This window comes from Streptomyces specialis (genome assembly GCF_001493375.1).
Lineage (GTDB): Bacteria > Actinomycetota > Actinomycetes > Streptomycetales > Streptomycetaceae > Streptomyces > Streptomyces specialis.
Genome location: NZ_LN929894.1, coordinates 318,435 through 339,381, shown reverse-complemented (window position 1 = coordinate 339,381; position 20,947 = coordinate 318,435). Strand labels below are relative to the sequence as shown.

Annotated in this window: 21 protein-coding genes and 1 pseudogene; 6 read left to right on the top strand and 16 right to left on the bottom strand. The window is 73.5% G+C overall.

What is annotated here, in order from left to right; genetic code table 11:
- Positions 1-21 precede the first annotated feature (21 nt).
- The 3 genes from BN2279_RS30615 to BN2279_RS13610 form a co-directional block, all read right to left on the bottom strand.
- Positions 22-969, bottom strand: coding sequence for a 3'-5' exonuclease (locus BN2279_RS30615; RefSeq protein ID WP_059009275.1), 948 nt, complete (start codon positions 967-969; stop codon positions 22-24).
- Positions 970-973: 4 nt separating this feature from the next.
- Positions 974-1,423, bottom strand: coding sequence for a type II toxin-antitoxin system PemK/MazF family toxin (locus tag BN2279_RS13615; RefSeq protein WP_059009669.1), 450 nt, complete (start codon positions 1,421-1,423; stop codon positions 974-976).
- Positions 1,424-1,499: 76 nt separating this feature from the next.
- Positions 1,500-2,123 (bottom strand): TetR/AcrR family transcriptional regulator, encoded by a 624-nt coding sequence (locus BN2279_RS13610; protein WP_059009273.1) that lies wholly within the window; start codon positions 2,121-2,123, stop codon positions 1,500-1,502.
- A gap of 96 nt (positions 2,124-2,219) precedes the next feature.
- On the opposite strand from BN2279_RS13610, the gene BN2279_RS13605 reads away from it, so the two are divergent.
- Both BN2279_RS13605 and BN2279_RS13600 read left to right on the top strand, forming a co-directional pair.
- The gene (locus BN2279_RS13605; RefSeq protein ID WP_059009271.1) at positions 2,220-3,068 is read left to right on the top strand and encodes an oxygenase MpaB family protein; all 849 of its coding nucleotides are present in this window, start codon (positions 2,220-2,222) and stop codon (positions 3,066-3,068) included.
- 175 nt (positions 3,069-3,243) lie between these two features.
- The gene (locus tag BN2279_RS13600) at positions 3,244-3,747 is read left to right on the top strand and encodes a hypothetical protein (protein ID WP_059009269.1); all 504 of its coding nucleotides are present in this window, start codon (positions 3,244-3,246) and stop codon (positions 3,745-3,747) included.
- A gap of 13 nt (positions 3,748-3,760) precedes the next feature.
- On the opposite strand, the gene BN2279_RS13595 is transcribed toward BN2279_RS13600, so the two are convergent.
- Together BN2279_RS13595 and BN2279_RS13590 are read right to left on the bottom strand one after the other, a co-directional pair.
- Positions 3,761-4,444: a M23 family metallopeptidase gene (locus BN2279_RS13595; protein ID WP_059009267.1), complete on the bottom strand. Its 684-nt coding sequence runs from the start codon at positions 4,442-4,444 to the stop codon at positions 3,761-3,763.
- Between the two features lie 372 nt (positions 4,445-4,816).
- Positions 4,817-5,569: a PIG-L deacetylase family protein gene (locus BN2279_RS13590; RefSeq protein ID WP_059009667.1), complete on the bottom strand. Its 753-nt coding sequence runs from the start codon at positions 5,567-5,569 to the stop codon at positions 4,817-4,819.
- Between the two features lie 791 nt (positions 5,570-6,360).
- Here BN2279_RS13590 and BN2279_RS13585 point away from each other — a divergent pair.
- Positions 6,361-6,747: an oxygenase MpaB family protein gene (locus BN2279_RS13585; RefSeq protein ID WP_059009265.1), complete on the top strand. Its 387-nt coding sequence runs from the start codon at positions 6,361-6,363 to the stop codon at positions 6,745-6,747.
- Positions 6,748-6,760: 13 nt separating this feature from the next.
- Here the strand turns inward: BN2279_RS13585 and BN2279_RS13580 are convergent, their stop codons facing one another.
- Together BN2279_RS13580 and BN2279_RS13575 are read right to left on the bottom strand one after the other, a co-directional pair.
- Positions 6,761-7,207: a DUF6224 family protein gene (locus BN2279_RS13580; protein WP_059009263.1), complete on the bottom strand. Its 447-nt coding sequence runs from the start codon at positions 7,205-7,207 to the stop codon at positions 6,761-6,763.
- 179 nt (positions 7,208-7,386) lie between these two features.
- Positions 7,387-8,025, bottom strand: coding sequence for a nucleoside/nucleotide kinase family protein (locus BN2279_RS13575; protein ID WP_059009261.1), 639 nt, complete (start codon positions 8,023-8,025; stop codon positions 7,387-7,389).
- Positions 8,026-8,059: 34 nt separating this feature from the next.
- On the opposite strand from BN2279_RS13575, the gene BN2279_RS13570 reads away from it, so the two are divergent.
- Complete coding sequence (locus tag BN2279_RS13570) at positions 8,060-8,428, top strand: VOC family protein (protein ID WP_059009664.1); 369 nt, start codon at positions 8,060-8,062, stop codon at positions 8,426-8,428.
- Here BN2279_RS13570 and BN2279_RS13565 read toward each other — a convergent pair.
- The 3 genes and pseudogenes from BN2279_RS13565 to BN2279_RS31035 form a co-directional block, all read right to left on the bottom strand.
- Positions 8,425-8,700, bottom strand: a complete 276-nt coding sequence (locus BN2279_RS13565; protein WP_324612835.1) for a DUF5954 family protein — start codon at positions 8,698-8,700, stop codon at positions 8,425-8,427. The two genes, BN2279_RS13570 and BN2279_RS13565, sit on opposite strands and share 4 nt — an antisense overlap.
- Before the next feature lie 154 nt (positions 8,701-8,854).
- Positions 8,855-9,061: pseudogene (locus BN2279_RS31485) on the bottom strand (DUF5954 family protein); the annotation flags it as partial.
- A 25-nt stretch (positions 9,062-9,086) separates the two neighbouring features.
- Positions 9,087-9,329 carry a DUF5954 family protein gene (locus BN2279_RS31035; RefSeq protein ID WP_159037218.1) on the bottom strand — a complete coding sequence of 81 codons (243 nt, stop codon included), beginning with the start codon at positions 9,327-9,329 and terminating at the stop codon, positions 9,087-9,089.
- A 136-nt stretch (positions 9,330-9,465) separates the two neighbouring features.
- Between BN2279_RS31035 and BN2279_RS13555 the strand changes: the two genes are divergently transcribed.
- Positions 9,466-10,686 carry an FUSC family protein gene (locus tag BN2279_RS13555; RefSeq protein ID WP_059009256.1) on the top strand — a complete coding sequence of 407 codons (1,221 nt, stop codon included), beginning with the start codon at positions 9,466-9,468 and terminating at the stop codon, positions 10,684-10,686.
- On the opposite strand, the gene BN2279_RS13550 is transcribed toward BN2279_RS13555, so the two are convergent.
- On the bottom strand, positions 10,683-11,033 hold the full coding sequence (locus tag BN2279_RS13550; protein ID WP_059009253.1) for a hypothetical protein: 351 nt from the start codon (positions 11,031-11,033) through the stop codon (positions 10,683-10,685). The genes BN2279_RS13555 and BN2279_RS13550 overlap by 4 nt on opposite strands.
- Positions 11,034-11,197: 164 nt before the next feature.
- Here BN2279_RS13550 and BN2279_RS13545 point away from each other — a divergent pair, with 164 nt between their 5' ends.
- Positions 11,198-12,406: a cytochrome P450 family protein gene (locus BN2279_RS13545; protein ID WP_059009251.1), complete on the top strand. Its 1,209-nt coding sequence runs from the start codon at positions 11,198-11,200 to the stop codon at positions 12,404-12,406.
- Positions 12,407-12,454: 48 nt separating this feature from the next.
- Here BN2279_RS13545 and coaE read toward each other — a convergent pair whose 3' ends face one another.
- The 5 genes from coaE to polA all read right to left on the bottom strand — a co-directional run bounded on the left by coaE (position 12,455) and on the right by polA (position 20,943).
- Positions 12,455-13,744: a dephospho-CoA kinase gene (coaE, locus tag BN2279_RS27720; RefSeq protein WP_079032134.1), complete on the bottom strand. Its 1,290-nt coding sequence runs from the start codon at positions 13,742-13,744 to the stop codon at positions 12,455-12,457.
- A gap of 9 nt (positions 13,745-13,753) precedes the next feature.
- Positions 13,754-14,704, bottom strand: coding sequence for a proteasome assembly chaperone family protein (locus BN2279_RS13535; RefSeq protein ID WP_059009249.1), 951 nt, complete (start codon positions 14,702-14,704; stop codon positions 13,754-13,756).
- A 169-nt stretch (positions 14,705-14,873) separates the two neighbouring features.
- The gene (gene rpsA / locus BN2279_RS13530; protein ID WP_059009247.1) at positions 14,874-16,379 is read right to left on the bottom strand and encodes a 30S ribosomal protein S1; all 1,506 of its coding nucleotides are present in this window, start codon (positions 16,377-16,379) and stop codon (positions 14,874-14,876) included.
- An 816-nt stretch (positions 16,380-17,195) separates the two neighbouring features.
- A complete protein-coding gene (locus BN2279_RS13525; RefSeq protein WP_234347815.1) occupies positions 17,196-18,053 on the bottom strand; it encodes a lytic transglycosylase domain-containing protein in 858 nt (285 codons plus the stop codon).
- A 184-nt stretch (positions 18,054-18,237) separates the two neighbouring features.
- Positions 18,238-20,943, bottom strand: coding sequence for a DNA polymerase I (polA, locus tag BN2279_RS13520; protein ID WP_059009243.1), 2,706 nt, complete (start codon positions 20,941-20,943; stop codon positions 18,238-18,240).
- Between the last annotated feature and the right edge of the window lie 4 nt (positions 20,944-20,947).

Sequence of the window (20,947 nt, the reverse complement as noted above, 5' to 3'; positions counted from 1 at the left end):
ACTGGTCGCTGGTCTCCGGTTTCACCGGGCAGGTGTTGCGGGAGCTGGCGGCGTCGGTGCCGTTCGGCAGTGTGGTCGGGTACCGGGAGCTGGCCGTGCGGGTCGGTGATCCGGACGCCGCCAGCTCCGGCAACACCTGCCCGGGGAAACCCTGCTGACCGGGCTGGGCGGGCCGAAGACGGACGTCTCGCCGCAGAGCATGCCGCCGAACCAGCCCCACAGCCGCCCCGCCTCCGGGCACCCCTCGGCCCGCAGGGTCTCCAGCGCGGCCAGCCAGCCGCCGGCGCCGCCCCACCACTCGGCGATGACGAGATGCGCCTCCCGGTGCCCGGTGGTGAGGCCCTCGGTCTCGGCGTCGCAGCGCACGCGCTTGCGGCGCTCCTGCCGCAGCACATCCTCGGCCGGGGCGCTGAGCCGGCTCAAATCCGTGTGCCCGTCCTCGGCGGCGCGCCGCAGCAGCTCGGTGAGGAGGACGGCGGTGACCTCGGCGTCGGAGTCCGCCCGGTGGGCGCGGTGCGGGATGCCGAGGGCGGCGACGCACGTGGTCAGCCGGTGATTGTCCAGCTCGGGCAGGAAGCGCCGGGCCAGCCGCAGCGTGTCGAGCGCGATCTCGGGGAGGCGGTCGGTGCCGGCCAGCTCCAGCTCCATGGAGAGGAAACGCAGGTCGAAGCCGACGTTGTGCGCGACGAGGACGGCGCCGTCGAGCCGACGCAGGATTTCCGGCACGAGGGTGGCGAAGCGTGGGGCCGCGGCGGCCTCGGCGTTGGTGATGCCGTGGATGTGGACCGGACCGGTGTCGCGGCCGGGGTCGACCAGGCTGGTCCAGCGCTCGGTGATGACACCGCGCTCGACGGTGACCAGGGCGAGGGAGACCATGCGGTCGCCGCGCTCGGGGCTGAACCCGGTCGTCTCGCAGTCGAGCACGACGAAGCGGTCCGCCACCAGGCCGGTGGGTATGGCGTGGGGCATGGGCTCAGCGCCAGCCGTGACGGGACCGGAGGCTCCGCGTCACGCGGCCGAACCGCGCGCGGTCCAGGGCGCACGCCTCGCGCCGCATGCCGCCGGGGTGCACGCGCAGGACGCGCTCCAGGTCCACCCACGAGTCCCTTCCGGAGCGGTCCCAGGGGCCGGAGCCGAGCGGCAGCCACTCGGCGTCGCCGGCCCGGTCGCGGCTGGAGAGCTGGACGGCGAGGACGGTGTCCCGCGCCTCCTCACGGGCGACGACGAGCACGGGCCGGTCCTTGCCCCGCCCGTCGTTCTCCTCGTAGGGCACCCAGGTCCAGACGATCTCCCCGGGATCCGGGTCGCCGTCCGGATCCGGTGCGTACGTCATGCGGACGGGCCCCACCCCTCGCGGCCGGACCTCTGCGGTGGCGGCGGGACCCGACCGGCCGGGGATCTCGGCTGTCTCGATGCGCTCCATGACGGACACGCTATCGCCGGGCACTGACAGCGCCCCCGGGGCTGTCCCCGGCGGGCTCCCGCGCGGTGACAGGCCGTCAGGTCACCGCGCCGGGCTCCTCCGGGGGCAGGGCGAGCGCCGCCGCGGCGTTGAGCAGCCGCACGCAGTACGCCGTCAGCCGCTCCCGGTCGGCCTGCAGGGCGCCCTCCAGCCACCGGGTGAAGAGGCTGGTCAGGGCGCCGATGATCGCGGTGGCCGTCATCCGGGTGTCCGGCGCGACGGGGTCGATGCCGAGGTGGGCGCCGACCAGATCCGCGAAGACGGGCATGAGTTCGCTGCCCCGGCGCCCCAGCACCGGGTCCGTCAGGGGTTCCAGCAGCAGCACCCGCCCCTTGCGCGGGTCGTCGGCGAGGACGGCGAGGAAGCCCTCGACGGCGGCCCGCGTGTCCGGGGACGCCGCCCGCAGCGCGGCCAGCGCCTCGGCCGCGACCTCGTCGTAGAGCGCGAGCAGCAGATCGTCCCGGGAGGCGAACGACTCGTAGAAGTACCGGTCGGTGAGTTTCGCCGTGCGGCACATCGACCGCACGGTCACCGCCGCGCAGCCGTCCGTCCCCGCGAGGTCCAGCGCCGTGTCGAGGAGGGCGCGACGGCGGGCGGCGCGGCGGGCGTCGAGCGTCGTGCCTGCCCAGGTGGTCCGCGCGGCCGGTGGCTCCTGCGTCATGGAACGGCACTCTCCGGAACGTTGACGACCGCTGCCCCGGATCCTAACCTGACGACACCCGTCATCAGTCTGGGCCGAGCCGCGAAGGAGTCACCCGTGACCGAGCAGCAGCCCGCCTCCCCACCACCCGCGCCCCAGCCCCTCGGCCCGGACTCCCTCACCTGGCGCCTCTTCAGCGACTGGCGCGGCAATCTGCTCTCCCTCTGGGCTGGCTCCATGCAGAACATGCATCCGCACCTCGGCGCGGGCGTCGCCGAGCACTCCCGCTTCTTCGAGGAACGCTCCCAGCGCTTCTTCCGCTCGCTCTACCCGATAGCCGGAGTCATCTACGACGGGGACCGCGCCCCCGCCACCGCCCGCGCAGTGCGGGACTACCACCTCACGATCAAGGGCACCGACCGGCACGGCCGCCGGTACCACGCCCTCGACCCCGACACCTTCTTCTGGGCCCACGCCACCTTCGTCCTCGTCCCCGTCCTGGTCGCCGAGTACTTCGGCACCCCGCTCACCGAGGAGGACAAGCGGCGCTACTACACCGAGACGATCCAGTGGTGGCGCCTGTACGGCATGAGCATGCGGCCCGTCCCGCCCGACTGGGACGCCTTCCTCGCCTACTACGACCACATGTGCCGCGAGGGCCTGGAGGACAACAAGCCCGCCCGCGACGTCCTCGACATCACCGGGATGCCCCGGCCTCCCGCGCTGCGCCGCCTCCCCGCCCCCCTGTGGCACGCGGCGCTGCGCGGGAGGCCGGGGCATCCCGGTGATGTCGAGGACGTGGCGCGGGCGGGGGGGGGGGGGGGGGGCGGGCGGGGGGGGGGGGGGGGGGGGCGGGGCGGGGGGGGGGGGGCGGCGGACGGGGGCATAGGCGGCTTCGGCGGGGGTCTGGAGACGAAGCGGGCCCTGCTGGCGCTGGAGGGGGTCCTGCCGCGGCCGATGTTCTGAGGGTTCCGGTCAGGCGCCGCCTGGGCATGACCTCCGGGAACGGGAGGGGGCGACGACGGCGCGGCCCGAGGAGCTGACCCCGGCCGCCCGCCCCGGGTCGTACTGCTCGGCCGACGCCCTGCGGGCACGGGGGTGAACGCCGTTCCCGCCGCGCGCGTTCCGGGGCGGGCCGGATGTGGCGGCGCCGGAGGCGCTCTATCCGGTGGCGCGGGTCGGGGAGGCCGAGCGGCGGCCGGCGTTCCTCGCGGCCCGCGGGCCGCGGCGGCGCCGGGCGGCGAGGGCGGGGGCGGCCATGCCCAGGCGGCGCGACGAGGCCCTGGAGGCGATCCGGACCGCGCCCGCCGAGCTGCCGCGGCTGTCCCCGCCGGAGCCGGCGGACCGCGCGGACCGGCACCGGAATCCACGGGACGCGCGGCGGGCCACGCGCTCCTGGGGGCACCGGCCGAGCCCGGCCTCGGCCGAGTCGGCGTCCCCCGGCGAGCCGGCCCGCCGGCGGGTGGAGTATCTGCGGGACTCGCCGGCCCAGCTGACGCTGCTGCTGGAAGCGCTGCCGCCCGGTCGCGGCCGGACGGAAGGCCGTCGGCTGCTCACCGGGCGGATTGTCGGCGCGATCGCGGCGGCCCGTCCGGCGCTCGCGGCGGAGTGCCGCAGGCAGCGGGCCGCCGCGCTCACCGGCTGAGGTGCCGGTCGGCTCACACGTCGGCGTCGTGGTCGCGCAGGAACTTCATGGGGTCGATGGCCGAGCCGTAGTCGGGCGTGGTCCGGACCTCGAAGTGCAGGTGGGGGCCACTGCTGTTACCGGTGTTGCCGGAGAGGCCGATCTCCTGGTCGGTGGAGACGGTCTGGCCGACCTTGACCTCGATCTTCGACAGGTGCGCGTACTGGGTGTAGGTGCCGTCGGAGTGCTTGATCACGATGGCGTTGCCGTACGCGGGGCCGTCGCCGGCGCCGTTGCCGCCGGCCTTGACGACGGTGCCGCTGTGGACCGAGTGGACCTCGGTGCCGGACGGCACGGCGAAGTCCTGACCGCTGTGGGTCGAGGCCCAGCGGTCGCCGCTGTTGCCGTAGGTCGCGGACAGCGCGTAGTCACCGGAGATCGGGGAGACCCACGCCTTCTCCTGGGCCTCGGCCTCGGCGGCGGCCTTCTTCTCGGCGGCGTCCGCGGCCTTCTCCTGCGCCTCGGCCTGGGCCTGGGTGGCCTCGGCGAGGGTGGTGGCGGTCTGCGCGGCGAACACGTCGGCGTGGGCGCCCTCAGCCGCCACCGCCGCACCCGTCAGGGCCACCGAGGCGCACACGCCGGCCGTCACGACGGCAGCGGCACGGGCGCGGATACGGGCGGTCTTGGGGGCGCGGTTCATGGTGGTGGTGCTCGGCATGGGGGATTACCTCTGACTCTCGGGGAAACCGACCGAACCGGCCGGACGAGTTCATTGATAACCGCCCGGTTCGGCCCCGACAAGCAGCGCTATTACTAGGCCGGCCCGTAGTGAATTCCGAGGAAATAAGCCCCCTGGCGGCGCCCCGGGAAACCGCTCCGGGCGCCCCCCGCACGGCCCCGGCGCCCACCGGCTCCCACCTGCACCGCTCCCACCTGGGCAATCCCGCCGGGAACCGAAAGTCGACCGGTTCCCCCGCCGGAATTCCCGGCGGGCCGGGACCAAAGTCCCGGCCCTTTGTCCTATTCGGCTCCTAGGGCGCCTAGTAGGCCACTGAAAGCCTGTGGTGAGCACCACTTCCGGAGCCGTTGTTCACCGTGGAAAAACCTCGAAAGCGACGCCCCGGCGCCCGCCGAACCGGGTCGCGACGGCGTCGGCCATCTCCGCGTGCAGCTCCCGGGCGTAGTCGGCCGGGTCCTGATCGGTGAGCGCCGCGATATACGCCCGGTGAGCGGCCAGCGACGCCTCGGCGCGGGCCATGGCGGACGCGCCGACCGCCTGAGCGTGGGTGGCCTCCGGGGAGCCCGCCACCGCGACCCACCGCACGCCGTCCCAGGGCTCCAGGCCGCCACCGCTTCCGTTCCCGCCCTCCGCGTCCCCGGTCCCGGTGAGCTGCTCGGGGAAGATCCAGCGATTGCCCGCGTCCCCCGCCGCGTCGAGGACCGCCCGGCCGACGACGCGGTGGTCCGGGGTGTTCCAGAAGCGGCGGTCGCCCCAGGTGTCACGGTGGTTCAGGGTGATCAGCAGCTCCGGCCGGTGCCTCCTGATCGCGGCGGCGAGATCGCGGCGGAGCGCGACACCCTCCTCGATCACGCCGTCCCGGTGGTCCAGGAACTCCACGGAGCCGACGCCGACGACCGCCGCACTGGCGATCTGCTCGGCCTCCCTGACCCGGGCGCTCTCGCCGGGCGCGAGGGTGTCTATCCCGGCCTCACCCCGGGTGACGAGCAGATACGCGACCTCGCGGCCCGCGTCGGTCCACTCCGCGACGGCGGCGGCGGCCCCGTACTCCAGGTCGTCGGGATGCGCGACGATCGCCAGCGCCCGCCGCCACTCCAGCGGCATCTCCTCCAGGTCCCGCTCCGACTCCGCCACCACCGGCCTCCTCGTCTCGACACGCCGCGCCCCGGGCACCCGCCCGGTACCGCGCGGCACCCCACGGCACCGCGCGGAACAAGATCCCCTTACGGCCGTCCCCCGCAGCGGCGGGGTCCCGCCCCGGCCGACCGCCGCCAGGTGGCGGCGGCAGCGGGACGCCCGGCGCGTGATCGCGTCCCAGGTGGCGCGGGCGGTGCCGGTCTCCGGACGGGTGGCGAGCGCCCGCTCGCACACGGCCAGGGCCGTGGCGTGGTCGTGGCGGCGCTCGTGGTGCATCGACAGACGGTTGAAGATCACCGGATCGCGCGCCCCCTGGTCCAGCGCCCAGTGCCAGAGCCGGACCGCCTCCTCGACACGGTCCTGCCGCTCCCACACCTGCCCCGCGTACCGCGCGCCGCGCCCCAGGGCGGCGGGCTCGCCCGCGGCGGCCAGCAGCGGGAGGTGCCCGGCCAGCTCGTCGGCGTGCGGGGTGGCCGCGCCGTAATGGGAGACGAGGGCGCCGCCCGCGCTGCCGGTGTCGCACAGGCCGGGCGCGTCGCACGACCAGCACCCGGCGCAGGCGGGCAGGGCGGCGATGGCGGCGGCGGAGGCCGGATAGAGGGCGAGGAGGTGGGCCGGCGCGCGGGTGCCCCGGTCCAGCGTCGCCAGGTGCGTCACGAGCTGGCCCACGTCCTCGCGGTGCGCGGTGGCCGGGTCGGCGAGCTGGAGCCGCAGCCCGGTCAGCAGCGCGTCGCGGGCCCCGTCGGTGTCTCATCGCGATGTACACGCCGACACCGGAGCTCCCCCCTTCCCCCTCGGCCGCCGCCGGCCAATGTGTAAAGGAGACAGGCCCCGCGGCGCGGCGCCCCGCCGCCCGCCTCCTGCTCTGGCTGACCGCCGGCATCTACCACCCGGCCGTCCGCGAGCGTCTCGGCTTCACCTGGACCGACCGCGACGAGCGCCGACTGCGGCTGCTCGGCCGGGCCGTGCGCCACGGCTGGCGCCTGGTCCCCTTCGAGTACCGCTTCCACCCCCGTGCCCGGGACGCCTGGCGCCGCGCCCGGGGCCGCGTCCCGGCCGACGCCCCGCTCGTGGAGACCCCCGCCCGCAACCTGCCGCCGCTCCCCCACCGGAACGACCCGCGCCACTACGTACCCGGCCGCTGAGGACCGGAACGCCTCAGAACTCAGAGGAGCGCAGCGTCCGTTCCCGCACGGCGTCGAGGAACGCGGGCACGTCCTCCATCTTCGTGCCCGTGCACTGGATGATCAGGTCCATCACGTCGCCCGCCGACAACGCCCCCACCACCGGGTGGACATGGGCCAGCGAGATCCGCTCCTCCATCCGTTTCAGCACGTGGATGGCGAGGTTCAGCTCCGGCACGTGACTGGTGTGCCCGAAGTCCAGGTTTTCCTTGATGACCCACATCTCGGGGATCACCTGGCCGAAGATGATGACGTGCGCCAGCGCGAACATCGCCCGCGCGCACTGCCGGGCGCTCTCCTCGCTCTCGTCCTGGAGGGCCGCGACGGCCTCTTCGTCCTCCGCGATGTGCGCCTGGATCAGCGCCACCGCGTGCAGCACCTCGTCCGAGGTGTAGGGCCTGACCACGTCATCCACCGTCACGCCACCGCCCGTTCACCGCTCGCCGTCCTTGCGAGCGCCAAGTCTGGCAGGCGGGGCGGACCCTACGGACCAGTTCGGACCGATTCGGCCCGGCCCCCCCCCACCCCCCCCCCGGCCCCCCCCCCCCCCCCCCCCCCCCCCCCCCCCCCCCCCCCCCTGGGGAGCCCCGGCGGCAGTCGTCACCACCGTCTGTGTCGGAGGCGGCAGATGTATACAAGAGACAGCACCACCACATCGGCCACCGCCCCCGGCCCGACCTCCTCCTCGTACCGGGCGAACGCGGGCAGCGTCCAGCGCTCCTCCGGCGGCGTCCGGCGCGCCAACGCCCCCGGCGACAGGCTCAGATGAACGGTCAGATCGGCGGGGAACCACCGCCCGAGCAGCAGCGCCCCGTGCAGCAGGAGCACGCCACCGGCGGGCAGGTGAACGTACGGACTGCGGGTGGCCCGGTCCCGTTCCGCGTCCCACAGATCCGGCAACACCCGCCCGCTGCCGCCCGGTTCCAGCGGCGTGAAGACCTCCCGCCACAACGCGCCCGTGTCCAGCCACAGATCGTGGAACGCGTCCGCGTCCCGCCGCCCGTGCTCGAAGCGCAACGACGCCGCGCGCAGGAAACCGTCCGCCCCCACCACCAGCGCGGGCCGTCCCCGCAGCCGCAGTGCCTGCGCCAACTCCCCCGCCAGCACGCCCGGTCGCGCCGCCGCGGCCCCGTCGACCAGGACCCGTACCCACGTCCCGCCCCCGGCGGGGGGCGTTTCCGCCACACGCCCGGCCAGCTCCTCGGTCAGCCGCTCCCAGGTGATCGCCTCCAGTCGCATGGCCCCACTCTCGCACCCGGCCTACCATCGGCCCATGCTGAGCATCGGAACCATCGTGCTGGGCGCGGCGGACGTACGGCGGGCCGCCGCGTTCTGGATCGAGGCACTCGCCTACACGCCGCGCGACGGGATCGCGGACGACTGGACGGTGCTGGTGCCCGCCGACGGCCGCCCCGGGCCCGGGATCGCCCTCGGACTGAGCGATTCGCCCGCGCAGGAGCACCCCCGCGTCCACCTCGACCTGTACGCGGCCGACGCCGCCGAGCAGGCCGCCGAGGTGGCACGCCTGATCGCCCTGGGCGCGCGACGGGTGGACTGGGCCCTGTACCCGGAGGCCCCCGACTTCGTCGTCCTCGCCGATCCCGAGGGCAACCGCTTCTGCGTCATCGACACCAGCCGCTAGACCGCGTCCGGCGACGGCCCCGCGTCCCGCGCCACGTCGTCCTCCAGGTACACGATCCCCCGCGCGCGGTCCCGCTCGATCCGCACGTCCACCGGCAGCTCCGGGTCCCGGTCGTGCGGCCTGGGCGGCTCGGGACCGTCCGTGCCGACGCGGATCATCCGCTCCGGCCGGACGATCCGGTGGACGCGGTCCAGCACTCGGGCCCCGTCCGGCCGTTCGCGCGCCAACCGGGCGGCGGCCCCGGCGAGGGCTTGGAGTCGCTCGTCGTCCAGCCGCTCCCGGCCCGGTCTCAGCGGCTACTCCTCGGGCCGGGGCGGCTCGCCGCCCCCGGACGGGCGCAGCTCGGCGGGCAGCAGGCCCGTGAAACGCGACCGCAGCGCGTCCCGGGCGGCCTGCGGCGTGTCCGCCACCTCCGTGCACGCCCGTCACCGCCGACGGATCGATCAGGAACCCCCGCGTCCGTGACGGTGCCTCGCGACCCTTCCCGATCGGCGTCGCGTCCGCGTCGCCCGGCCCGGGCCGCTGCGGGCCGCCCGGTCCCGACCTGACGAACGCCTCTCCCCGGGCGATCCTGAACCGGCTGCCGAGGACGGCGAGTTCGTCCAGCTTCTCGCGGTCCTGCCGCTCGGCGGCGGCCGTCCGGACCTTCCCCGCCGACTCACTCCTGCGCCAGCAGGTCCCGGGCGTTCCGCGGCATCACCACGCCGTCCGTCAGCACCCGCCACCGGCTCTCCGGCTCGCGCCCGGCCACGACGAACAGCGGCTCGCACGCCCGCGTCTCGGGGCGGCGCTCCCTCGCCCGCCACCCCTCCGTGTCGGCGATCACCCACACCGGGCCGCCGGAACGCGACGTCCGGATGACGTGATGCGGGTCGACCAGCTCCGTTTCGTCATCACTCACGGACACATCGTGCTGCCCCGGATGGGTGCTCCGCAGCCGATCAGGAAACCGGGCCGAGCCGGTTCACCTCCGATCAGGGAGGGTAATGACATCTTTTTCGTTGATTCGAGCCTTTTGCAGCGAAAGGGGCATAGGCGTGCCGGATGTACCCGAGCAAATCATCGATCTCGCCAAGAAGCGGGGCAGAGAACCCATCGTGGTGCAGACGCTCCGCTCCTCGGTCGCCGCCACCTTCGCCTACCTCGCCGCTCTGTGGCTCACCGACGTCACCGCGCCGCTGCTGGCCCCGCTCACCGCCCTGCTGGTCGTCCAGGTCACGTTGTTCGCCACCCTCACCACCGGCGTCCGCCGGGTGGTCGCCGTGGTGGCCGGCGTCCTCGTCTCGGCGGGCTTCAGTTCCGTCGTCGGCCTGACCTGGTACAGCCTGGGCCTGCTGATCCTCACTTCGCTCGTCGTCGGACACCTGATCCGCGTCGACGAGTTCGTGCCCGAGGTCGCGATCAGCGGCATGCTCGTCCTCGGCGTCACGCAGATCGCGGAGACGGCACTCGACCGGGTGGTCGAGACCATCATCGGAGCCGTGGTCGGACTGCTGTTCAACATCATCTTCGTCCCGCCGGTCTGGGTCGGCTCCGCCAGCGAGGACATCGAGCAACAGGCCCACCGCATGCGCACGTTGCTGGTGCAGCTCGGCGAGGAGGCCGAGGAGGAACGGCTGCCGGTGCAGCGCGTCGCGCAGAAGCTGGAACGCGCCCGCGAACTCGACCAGGACATCGCCCGCGTCGACGCCTCCATCATCCAGGCCGAGGAGAGCCTGCGGTTCAACCCCCGCGTCAAGGAACCGCTGATGACGCGCCTCGTGCTGCGCACCGGTCTGGACACCCTGGAGGTCTGCGCGGTCATCCTCCGCACGATGTCCCGCAGCCTCACCGACCTCGCCGCCCGCCGGGGCGACGAACCGCTCCTCGCCACCGACGTCGCGCCCGCGCTGCGCGAGGTCTTCGCCAACCTGGCCGGGGCGGTGGACAGCTTCGCCACCCTCATCACCAGCCAGGTCAGCGCCCAGGCCGACGAGGCGGAATCGTTCCTGGCGATCGAGCTGGACGCGGCCCGCACCAGCCGCGAGCACATCGCCAAGATCCTGCTCGGAACCGTCCAGGAGCACCCGCGCCACTGGCAGTTGTACGGATCGCTGCTCGCCGACGTGGACCGGATGCTCGACGAACTCGACATGGAGAAACGGTCCCTGCGCCTCGCGGAAGAACTGGACCGCTACTCCCGCGAACAGCACGCCCGTTTCCCCCGCCTGCGCCGCTACCAGCCCCGCTGGCTGAGGAAACGCCGGACGGCCGGCTAGGCGCCGAAGTGCAGGCCGCCCTGGATGGTGTCGGCCTGGATCACGTGGCCGTGGACGGGGGCGTTGCCGGAGACCCTGTTCCCCACCCGCCGCTGCCGCACCAGCGCGCCCCCGTGCGACTCGGCCCAGCGCACCAGCTCAGCGGCGAACTCCCCGTCCGCCCGCGCCTCTTGATCGACCAGTACGGTCAACTCCCGCACCGCCGCCTCGTCCCCCGGATCGGGCTCACCCCGTCCCGCGAGGCGGCGGGTCAGCGCCACCAGCGACTCCCACGCCTGCCGCCCGGCCTCGGTGGCGACACTCCCGGCGGCGACCGACACCAGGGCGACCGCGGATGCTACGTCCATGACGCCACGGTAGCGAACCGGACGCCAATGGCCCACCGTTCGCGCGGCCTCCCGGCGCCCTACCCGCCGGACACCGCACCGCCTAGGATCGCTCGCTGTCGAACAACCGCGCCGGACGGCCCTGTCCGGGCCTGGCCGGAGGTCGCCACACCAGGGAGGGCGCGATGACGGCGGGTGAACCCGAGGCGCGGGACGAGGAGTTCTTCGCGGATCCGCATCCCGCGTACCGGCGATGGCGCGAGGAGGGCGGCGCGCGGCACGTCGTCTTCCCCGGCGGGGTCAAAGGCTGGGTCGTCACCGGATACGCCGAGGCGCGGGCCGCCCTGGCCGATCCCCGCCTGCGCAAGGGCGCGGCGAACGAGGCGTTCCTGCGGGCCCTGGGCCGGACACCGCCGGCCGGTGGCGGTCCGGCCTCGGCGCTGCCCGCGCACATGCTCAACTCCGATCCGCCCGACCACACCCGGCTGCGGAAGCTGGTGACCCGGGCGTTCACCACCCGCCGCGTCGCGGAACTGCGGCCCCGGATCGAGGCGATCACCACCGGCCTGCTCGACGCCATGGCCGCCGCCGCGACGGACGAGGCGGACGAGACGGACCTGGTCGAGTCGTTCGCGATGCCGCTGCCGATCATGGTGATCTGCGAACTGCTGGGCGTCCCCTACGCCGACCGCGCCGCGTTCCAGGTGCGCGGCACGGGCATGATGACGGGCCGGGACCGCGAGGCGTTCGCGGAATCCGCCCGGTACCTGACCGATCTGGTGCACGCCAAGAGCGAACGGCCGGGCGACGACCTGCTGTCGGAGCTGATACGGGCACGGGACGACGAAGGCCGGCTCTCCGAACGGGAGGTCATCTCAATGGCCTTCCTGCTGCTGCTCGCCGGCCACGAGACCACGGTCAGCCTCATCGCCAACGGCGCCTGGGCGCTGCTGACCCACCCGGAGCAACTGGCCGCGCTGCGCGCCGACCCGGCACTGATACCCGGCGCGGTCGAGGAGTTCCTGCGCTGGGAGAGCCCGGTCAATCTGGCGACCCTGCGCTACACGGAGGAGCCCGTCGTCATCGCGGGGACCCGGATCCCGGCCGGTTCGTTCGTGCACGTCGCGCTGACCTCCGCCAACCGGGACGCGGACCGGTTCGCCGAGCCGGACGGGCTGGACATCGCCCGTGACGCGGGCGGGCACCTGGCGTTCGGCCACGGCATCCACCACTGCCTGGGCGCCCCGCTGGCACGGCTGGAGGCCGGAATCGCCTTCACCCACCTGCTGCGGCGCTTCCCCGGCCTGCGCCTCGCGCGACCCGGCGAGGCGCCGCGCTGGTACTCCAACGCCCGCTTCCGCGGTGTGGCCGCGCTGCCCGTCCGGCTGGGGTGACGGCCGCACCACGGTGGCGCGGCCCGGGTCCGGGCCGCGTCCGGGCGGTCATTCCTCGATCGCGGCGCCCACCGTGCGGAGGTGTTCGCGGAAGGACAGGGAGGGCCGTTCGCGGCGGGCCGTCAGGTAGTCGGCGAAACGGACCTGCTCGCGCAGCGTGGTGCCGGTGCGGATGCGGTCCGCCTGGCGGCGTTCGGTGTCCCGGATCGACTCCGCGAGGGTGAGGAGCTCGTCGGCGCGGGCGGCCGGGACGAAGAGGGCGCCGTCGTCGTCGGCCAGGGCCAGGTCGTCGCGGGTCACCGTCCAGTCCCCCACCCGGGCGGACGACAGCGCGTCGGCCGGACGCGGGTCCAGGCGCAGCGGTCCGGTGGGCAGGGCGCCGAGGCTGAAGACCGGCAGGCCGATCGCGCGGATGTCGGCGGGGTCGCGGTGCAGACCCCAGATGACGACGCCCGCCAGGCCCGCGGCCTCCGCTTCCAGCACCGCGAGGGCCCCGACGCACGCCTCGTCGGTGCGTCCACCGTTGTCCACCACCAGCACGTCGCCGGGCGTGGCGCCCTCGAAGGCTTCGAGGAAGACGTCGACGCTGCCCACGTGCCGGGCGGGAAGCACCCGGCCCGCCCCCCGGGCGCCGGGCTCCACGGCCCGCCGGGACGCGCAGCGCACCCGGACACCGGCCCGGACGCAGGCGTCCGCCACATGGGCCGTGGTCAGCGTCGCGAACCGGCGCCGCGCGTCCACGGCGGTCCGCAACTCGCCCAGGCGGATCCACAGGGCGTCCACCTGGCGCGTCAGGTCCTCCACCGTGCCGTCGTTGTCCAGGACGAAGTCCGCGATGTCCAGGCGCGCTTCACGCGTGGCCTGGGCCGCCATACGGGCGCGGGCGTCCGGTTCCGGCATGCCGCGCAGGCGGGTGAGGCGGTCCAGGCGGGTCGCCTCGGCGGCGTCCGCGACCACCACCGCGTCGTAGGCGTCGCGCAGACCGTTCTCCGTCAGCAGCGGCACGTCGTGCACGACGATCGCGTCCGCCGGTGCCGCGTCGCGGAGTTCGGCGGAACGGGCACCGACCAGGGGGTGGACGATCGCGTTGAGCGCCTGGCGCCTGGCATCGTCGCCGAAGACGATACGGCCGAGCCGCTCGCGGTCCAGCGCGCCGTCCGGGGTGAGGATCCCCTCGCCGAACTCCTCGACCACTGCGGCCAGTCCGGGTGTGCCCGGCGCGACGACCTCCCGCGCGATCCGGTCCGCGTCCACGATCACCGCGCCCCGCGCGGCCAGCAGCCGCACGGCCTCGCTCTTGCCCGCCCCGATGCCGCCGGTCAGTCCCACATTCAGCATGCGGGCAGGCTACCGGTCGCCGTCCCCGTCCTCGCGCTCGGCCAGGAACCGCTCGAAGACGGCGCCCAGTTCGTCCGCGGACGGCAGCTCGACGGGCTCCGCGACCAGGCTGCCCCGGCTGGCGGCGCCCGCGATCGCGTCGTACTGCTGCTCCAGGCCGCGCACGACGGCGACCAACTCGGAGTCCCCCTCGGCCAGCTCCCGTTCGATCTCGTTCTGCGTCTTCAGGGCCCGGCTGCGCAGCGCGTGGGCGGCGTCGGGCAGGACCAGGCCGGTGGCGGCCGTGACGGCCTCCAGGACGACGAGGGCGGCGTCCGGGTAGCGGGAACGGGCGACGTAGTGCGGCACGTGGGCGGCGACGCCGATCGCGTCGTGCCCGGCCTCGACGAGCCGCAGCTCCAGCAGGGCGGCGGCACTGCCCGGGACCTGCGCCTCCTCGAACACGCTGCGGTGGCCGGGGATCAGATCCGCGCGGTTGCCGTGCGGGGTCAGCCCGACCGGGCGGGTGTGCGGGACGCCCATCGGGATCCCGTGGAACGTCATCAGCAGGCGGACGTTCAGCCGCTCCACGATGCGCAGCACGGCGGCGCAGAACGCCTCCCACTCCACGTCCGGCTCCGGCCCGGTCAGGACCAGGAACGGCTGGTGCGTCGCGTCGTGCACCAGGAGCAGCTCCAGCTTGGGGGCCTGGTACCCCGTCCACCGGTCGCGGTGGAACGTCATGCCGGGGCGCTGCGCGCGGTAGTCCACGAGCCGGTCGTGGTCGAAACGGGCCACGGTCGTCGTCCCGTGGCCTTCGAGGAGCAGCTCCACGAGCTGGGCACCGGCCTCACCGGCGTCCATGAATCCGTCGAAGTGGTACAGCAGCACCGGCCCGGCGCTCTCCGCGCCACCCGTGACCTCGTCGACCCGGGCCAGACCGGCAGGGTCCCATGCGAACAACTCCTGCGGATCTCGCACCGTCTCCGCACCCCTTCCGCTGTGTCGCGTACGCAGAGGACAACGCACGGTACCGCGAAGCCATTCCCCGCGTCAGCCCGGGCACCCCGCGCCGGCGGCGGCCGGAACGGCGTCAGGCCCGCCCCCGAACGGGGACGGGCCTGACGTCAGCAGTGCCTGTGCCGGGCGATCAGCTCTGGCCGCCGGCCAGCTTCTCGCGGAGCGCCGCCAGCGCCTCGTCCGAGGCGAGCGCACCCGCGTCGTCCGACTGCGGCGACGAGTACGACGACGCGCCGCCACCGCCGCCCGACGGCTGGCCGCCGCCCGAGCCGGCCGACTCGGCCTCGGCCTGGGCGTCCGCCTCGCGGGACTTGATGACCTGCGCCTGGTGCTGCTCGAAGCGGGACTGCGCCTCCGCGTACTGGCGCTCCCACTCCTCGCGCTGCTTCTCGTACCCGGGCAGCCAGTCGTTGGCCTCGGGGTCGAAGCCCTCCGGGTAGATGTAGTTGCCCTGGTCGTCGTAGGACGCGGCCATGCCGTACAGGGTCGGGTCGAACTCGACCGCCATCGGGTCGGGGCCGAAGTTCTCGTTCGCCTGCTTCAGCGAGAGGCTGATCCGGCGCCGCTCCAGGTCGATGTCGATGACCTTGACGAAGATCTCGTCGTTGACCTGGACGACCTGCTCCGGGATCTCCACGTGGCGCTCGGCCAGCTCGGAGATGTGGACCAGGCCCTCGATGCCCTCGTCCACCCGGACGAACGCGCCGAACGGCACCAGCTTGGTGACCTTGCCGGGAACGACCTGGCCGATCTGGTGGGTCCGGGCGAACTGCTGCCACGGGTCTTCCTGGGTCGCCTTCAGCGACAGCGAGACACGCTCGCGGTCCATGTCGACGTCCAGGACCTCGACCGTGACCTCCTGGCCGACCTCGACCACCTCGGAGGGGTGGTCGATGTGCTTCCAGGACAGCTCGGAGACGTGGACGAGACCGTCCACGCCGCCCAGGTCCACGAAGGCGCCGAAGTTGACGATCGAGGACACGACGCCGGAGCGCACCTGCCCCTTCTGGAGGGTGGTGAGGAAGGTCTGGCGGACCTCGCTCTGGGTCTGCTCCAGCCAGGCGCGGCGGGAGAGGACGACGTTGTTGCGGTTCTTGTCCAGCTCGATGATCTTGGCCTCGAGCTCCTTGCCGACATACGGCTGGAGGTCGCGGACGCGGCGCATCTCGACAAGGGACGCGGGCAGGAAGCCACGCAGACCGATGTCCAGGATGAGACCACCCTTGACGACCTCGATCACCGTGCCGGTGACGATGCCGTCCTCGTCCTTGATCTTCTCGATGGTGCCCCAGGCGCGCTCGTACTGGGCGCGCTTCTTGGACAGGATCAGCCGGCCTTCCTTGTCCTCCTTCTGGAGAACAAGGGCCTCGATCTCGTCGCCGACGGCCACGACCTCGTTCGGGTCGACATCATGCTTGATCGACAACTCGCGCGAGGGAATGACGCCCTCGGTCTTGTAACCGATGTCGAGCAGGACCTCGTCCCGGTCGACCTTCACGATGACGCCGTCGACGATGTCGCCGTCGTTGAAGTACTTGATCGTCTCGTCGATCGCGGCGAGGAAGGCTTCCTCGGAACCGATGTCGTTGACCGCAACCTGCGGGGTGGTCACGGGAGTCTCGGTGCTGCTCGTCATGTGGTAAAGGGCTCCGGTACGGACATGTTTCGTAGGCACTGCTACGCCGGAGCCCGTATCGCACTGCCGAAGCCGGACAGCTAGGAAGCGGCCTCCATACGGTCCGAAAACCGGAGGCGCCTCGACAACCGAGGGGACATACAACAGATGCGAGCGCGACCTGCTCCGTCCGAGGCGCGCAGGCCCGCAGCGCGCCTTATAGCATACGGGCGCAGACAGGCAGGGTCAATGCGCGGTTCGCCCCACGAGGGTCACTATCGGGCCAAAAGTGACACATCCCAGCTCACGCGGCATGTGAGTCGCCCGTCACACCGCGCCGCGCCGGGCGGGGCCGCGCACGGGGTCATACAGCCTACGGGACGGTGCCGCCGCGTGGCACGGGTGCGGCGGATATTCCTTCCGCACCCCCGTTGACCTGCGGCGTCGTCCGGATCCCGCGGTGCTCGACGGGACCGGGCCGACGCGACGGGCCGGGCGGCCCTGCGGCTGCCCGGCCCGTGGGGTCACTCCGCGCGGCGGGTCGCCGTCGCCTCGGACCCGGTGGCGCCGGGCGACGGCTCGGGGGTCTCCGGGTCCGCCGGGTCGGTGGGCTCGGCCGGGTCCGTCGGCTCCTGTGGGGTCTCGCAACCCTCGCCGGGGTCGGTCGGCTCCGTGCCGGGGTCCGGCTCGCCGGTGCCCGGGTCGGTGGGCGTCGGGGTCGGCTCGGGCGTCTCGCCGGGCGTCTCCGGGTCGGTGGGCTCGGCCGGGTCGGTGGGCTCGGCCGGGTCCGTCGGGCACTCCCGCCGGGATGCGCCCCTTTCCGCTTCGTCGGCAGCGTCAGATGTGGATAAGAGGCAGGGGGCCTTCGCCGTCGGGAACCTCGTGGACGCCCGTGTGGTAGTAGTCGATCCAGGCCCGGACGGTGCGGACGTAGTCCCACGAGTGGTTGTAGCTCAGCAGCGCGCTGTCGAGGTCGGCCGAGACGGACAGGTCGCGGCCCGACGCGCACAGGTAGTCACCGGCGGCCAGCGCCGCGTCGTAGACGTTGTTCGGGTCGGCGACGCCGTCGCCGTTGCCGTCCGCGCCCCACATCTGCCAGGTGGACGGGATGAACTGCATCGGGCCGACCGCCCGGTCGAACAACTGGTCGCTGTCCCAGCGGCCCCCGTCCGTGTCGCTGATGGACGCGAAGCCGTCGCCGTTGAGGACCGGGCCCAGGATCGGGGAGAGGGTGGTGCCGTCGGCGTCCACCGCGCCGCCGCTGGCGTGGCCCGACTCGACCTTGCCGATTCCCGCGAGCACACGCCAGTCCAGCGCGCAGCCGGGCGTGGTCTCGCCGATCGTCGCCTCGGCCCGGCGGTAGGCGTCGAGCACGGTCGCCGGGATGCCGGCCTCGGCCGGGCCCGTGATGATCGTGCCGCCGTCCCCGTCCGTGTCGTCCGTGCCGCCCTTGCCCGGGTCCGCCGTGTCGAGTGGCGGCAGATCGGTGTGGTACGGGAGCTCGGGCCGGTCCCCGGCGGAGTCCTCGGGTATGTCCGGGTCCTCCGCGGCGGCCCGATCCCGCGCCTCCTGTGGGCCGGCGCCGTCGCCGCCCGTCATCTCGGGCGCCTGCGACGCGGTGAGCGCGGCCATCGCCGCCGCCGCGAGCGCCGACCCCGAGAGTCCCTTCCGGATCCTGCCGTTACGCAACCCCACGTGCGTTCCCCTCCAACTGGTGTTGGGTGGTGCTGTCTTCACTGACCGGAACGACAGTACGACACGTGCTCGACACGGGCCAGGACGGAAAAGTGTCACTGGTGTGACGGTCGAGCAGGAAGAACTTCACTATCCGGGAATTCCGCTGAATCCCTGTAAGTCCCTTCCGTGCCGTCTGGTCCCCTCAGTGCGCCGCCGCCTCCCAGGTCACGCCCGACCCCACGGAGACGTCCAGGGGGGCGCGAAGCGTCACGGCGCGCGCCATCTCGTGCCGCACCACCTCCTCGACCTGCTCCCGCTCGCCGGGCGCGACCTCCAGCACGATCTCGTCGTGGACCTGGAGCAGCATCCGGGTGGCGAGCTTCTCGCGGCGCAGCGCGTCGTCGACCCGGAGCATCGCGATCTTCACAATGTCGGCGGCGGTGCCCTGGATCGGCGCGTTGAGCGCCATCCGCTCGGCCATCTCCCGGCGCTGCCGGTTGGAGCTGGTGAGGTCCGGCAGATAACGGCGCCGGCCCAGCAGCGTCTGCGTGTATCCCGTGGCCCTGGCCTCCTCGACCACCCGGTGCAGATAGTCCCGGACACCGCCGAACCGCTCGAAGTAGGTGTCCATCAGCTTGCGCGCCTCGTCGGCGCCGATGGAGAGCTGCTGGGAGAGGCCGAACGCCGACAGGCCGTACGCCAGGCCGTAGCTCATGGCCTTGATCTTGCGCCGCATCTCCGGGTCCACCTGGTCCCGGGCCACGCCGAAGACCTGCGAGGCGACCGTGTCGTGGAGGTCCTCCCCCGAGGTGAACGCCTCGATCAGGCCCGCGTCCTCGGAGAGATGGGCCATCACCCGCAGCTCGATCTGGCTGTAGTCGGCCGTCAGCAGCGACTCGAAGCCCTCGCCGACGACGAAACCGCGCCGGATGGCCCGGCCCTCGTCGGTGCGGACCGGGATGTTCTGCAGGTTCGGATCGGTGGACGACAGACGGCCGGTGGCCGCCACCGTCTGCTGGAACGTGGTGTGGATGCGACCGTCCGGGGCGATCGTCTTGATCAGGCCCTCGACCGTGGTGCGGAGCCTGGCCTGCTCCCGGTGGCGCAGCATGATGACCGGCAGCTCGTGCTCGGTCTGGGCCGCGAGCCAGGCGAGGGCGTCGGCGTCCGTCGTGTAACCCGTCTTGGTCTTCTTCGTCTTCGGCAGGCCCAGCTCACCGAACAGCACCTCCTGGAGCTGCTTCGGCGAGCCGAGGTTGAACTCGTGGCCGACCGAGGCGTGCGCCTCGGTGACCGCCTGCTGCACGGCGGCGGCGAACTGCTGCTCCAGCCGCTCCAGCCAGGGCCGGTCGGCGGCGATACCGGCCCGCTCCATCCGGGCCAGCAGCGCGGAGGTCGGCAGCTCCAGATCGTCCAGCAGCTCCGCGGCGCCGACGTCGGCCAGCCGCGCGCGGAACAGGTCGCCGAGGTCCACGACGGTCCGTGCCTGCCGCATCAGCGACTCGGCCTCGGCCGTGTCGTCCGCGCCGAACGCGAGCTGTCCGCTGTCGTCGGCGGGCCGGTCCAGCTCGCGGCCGAGGAACTCCACGCTCAGCGCGTCGAGCGCGAAGGAACGGCGGCCCGGCTGGACGAGATACGCGGCCAGCGCCGTGTCCATCCCGACGCCCGCGACCTGCCAGCCGTGCTCGGCGAACACCCGCTGCACGGCCTTCGCGTTGTGCAGCACCTTGGGCCGGGCGGCGTCGGCCGCCCAGGACGCGAACGCCCGCTCGTCCGCCTCGTCCAGGGCCGCCGGGTCGAACCAGGCGGCCGGCCCCGCGGCGGCGGCCAGCGCCACCGCCTGCACGCTGCCCGCGCCGAGCTTCCAGGAGTCCACGGTGGCCAGGCCCAGCGGCTCCCCGCCGTGCGCGGCCAGCCACGGCGCCAGCGCGCCGGCGGCCAGCACCTCCCCGTCCACCTCGACACCGCCCGCGACGGCCGCCGCCTCCTCGCCCGCCGCGCCGGGATCGACCGCGAACAGGCGCTCCCGCAGATTCGGGTTGCGGAATTCCAGGGCGTCCAGCAGGCCGGTCACCGCCGCCACGTCATACGGCTCGCGCGCCAGGTCGGCCGGGCCGCAGCCGAGGTCCACGTCGCGCGCCAGCTCGGTCAGCACCCGGTTCAGCCGGACGGACTCCAGATGCGCCCGCAGGCCCTCGCCCGCCTTGCCCTTCACCTCGTCCGCGCGCTCCACCAGGCTGTCCAGCGAGCCGAACTGGTTGATCCACTTGGCCGCCGTCTTCTCCCCGACGCCCGGGATGCCCGGCAGATTGTCCGAGGGGTCGCCGCGCAGGGCGGCGAAGTCCGGGTAGAGCGCGGGGGGCAGACCGTACTTCTCCTGGACCTTCTCCGGCGTGAAGCGCGTCAGCTCCGAGACGCCCTTCGTCGGATACAGCACGGTCACCCGGTCGCTCACGAGCTGGAACGCGTCCCGGTCGCCCGTCACGATCGACACGTGGAAGCCCTCGTCGGCGGCGAGGGTGGCCAGCGTGGCGATCACGTCGTCGGCCTCGAAGCCCGCCACCGCGAACCGCGGCACCCGCATCGCGTCCAGCAGCTCGCCGATCAGCTCCACCTGGCCCTTGAACGCGTCGGGCGTGGCCGAGCGCGTCGCCTTGTACTCCGCGAAGCGCTCCGAGCGCCAGGTGGTGCGGGAGACGTCGAAGGCGACCGCCAGATGCGTCGGCGCCTCGTCGCGCAGCGTGTTCGCCAGCATGGACGTGAAGCCGTAGATCGCGTTGGTCGGCTGGCCCACGGTCGTCGTGAAGTTCTCCGCGGGGAGCGCGAAGAAGGCGCGGTAGGCCAGCGAGTGCCCGTCCAGGAGGAGCAGGCGGGGGGCGGTGGTCGTCTGCGATGCGTTCTCAGCCACGGTG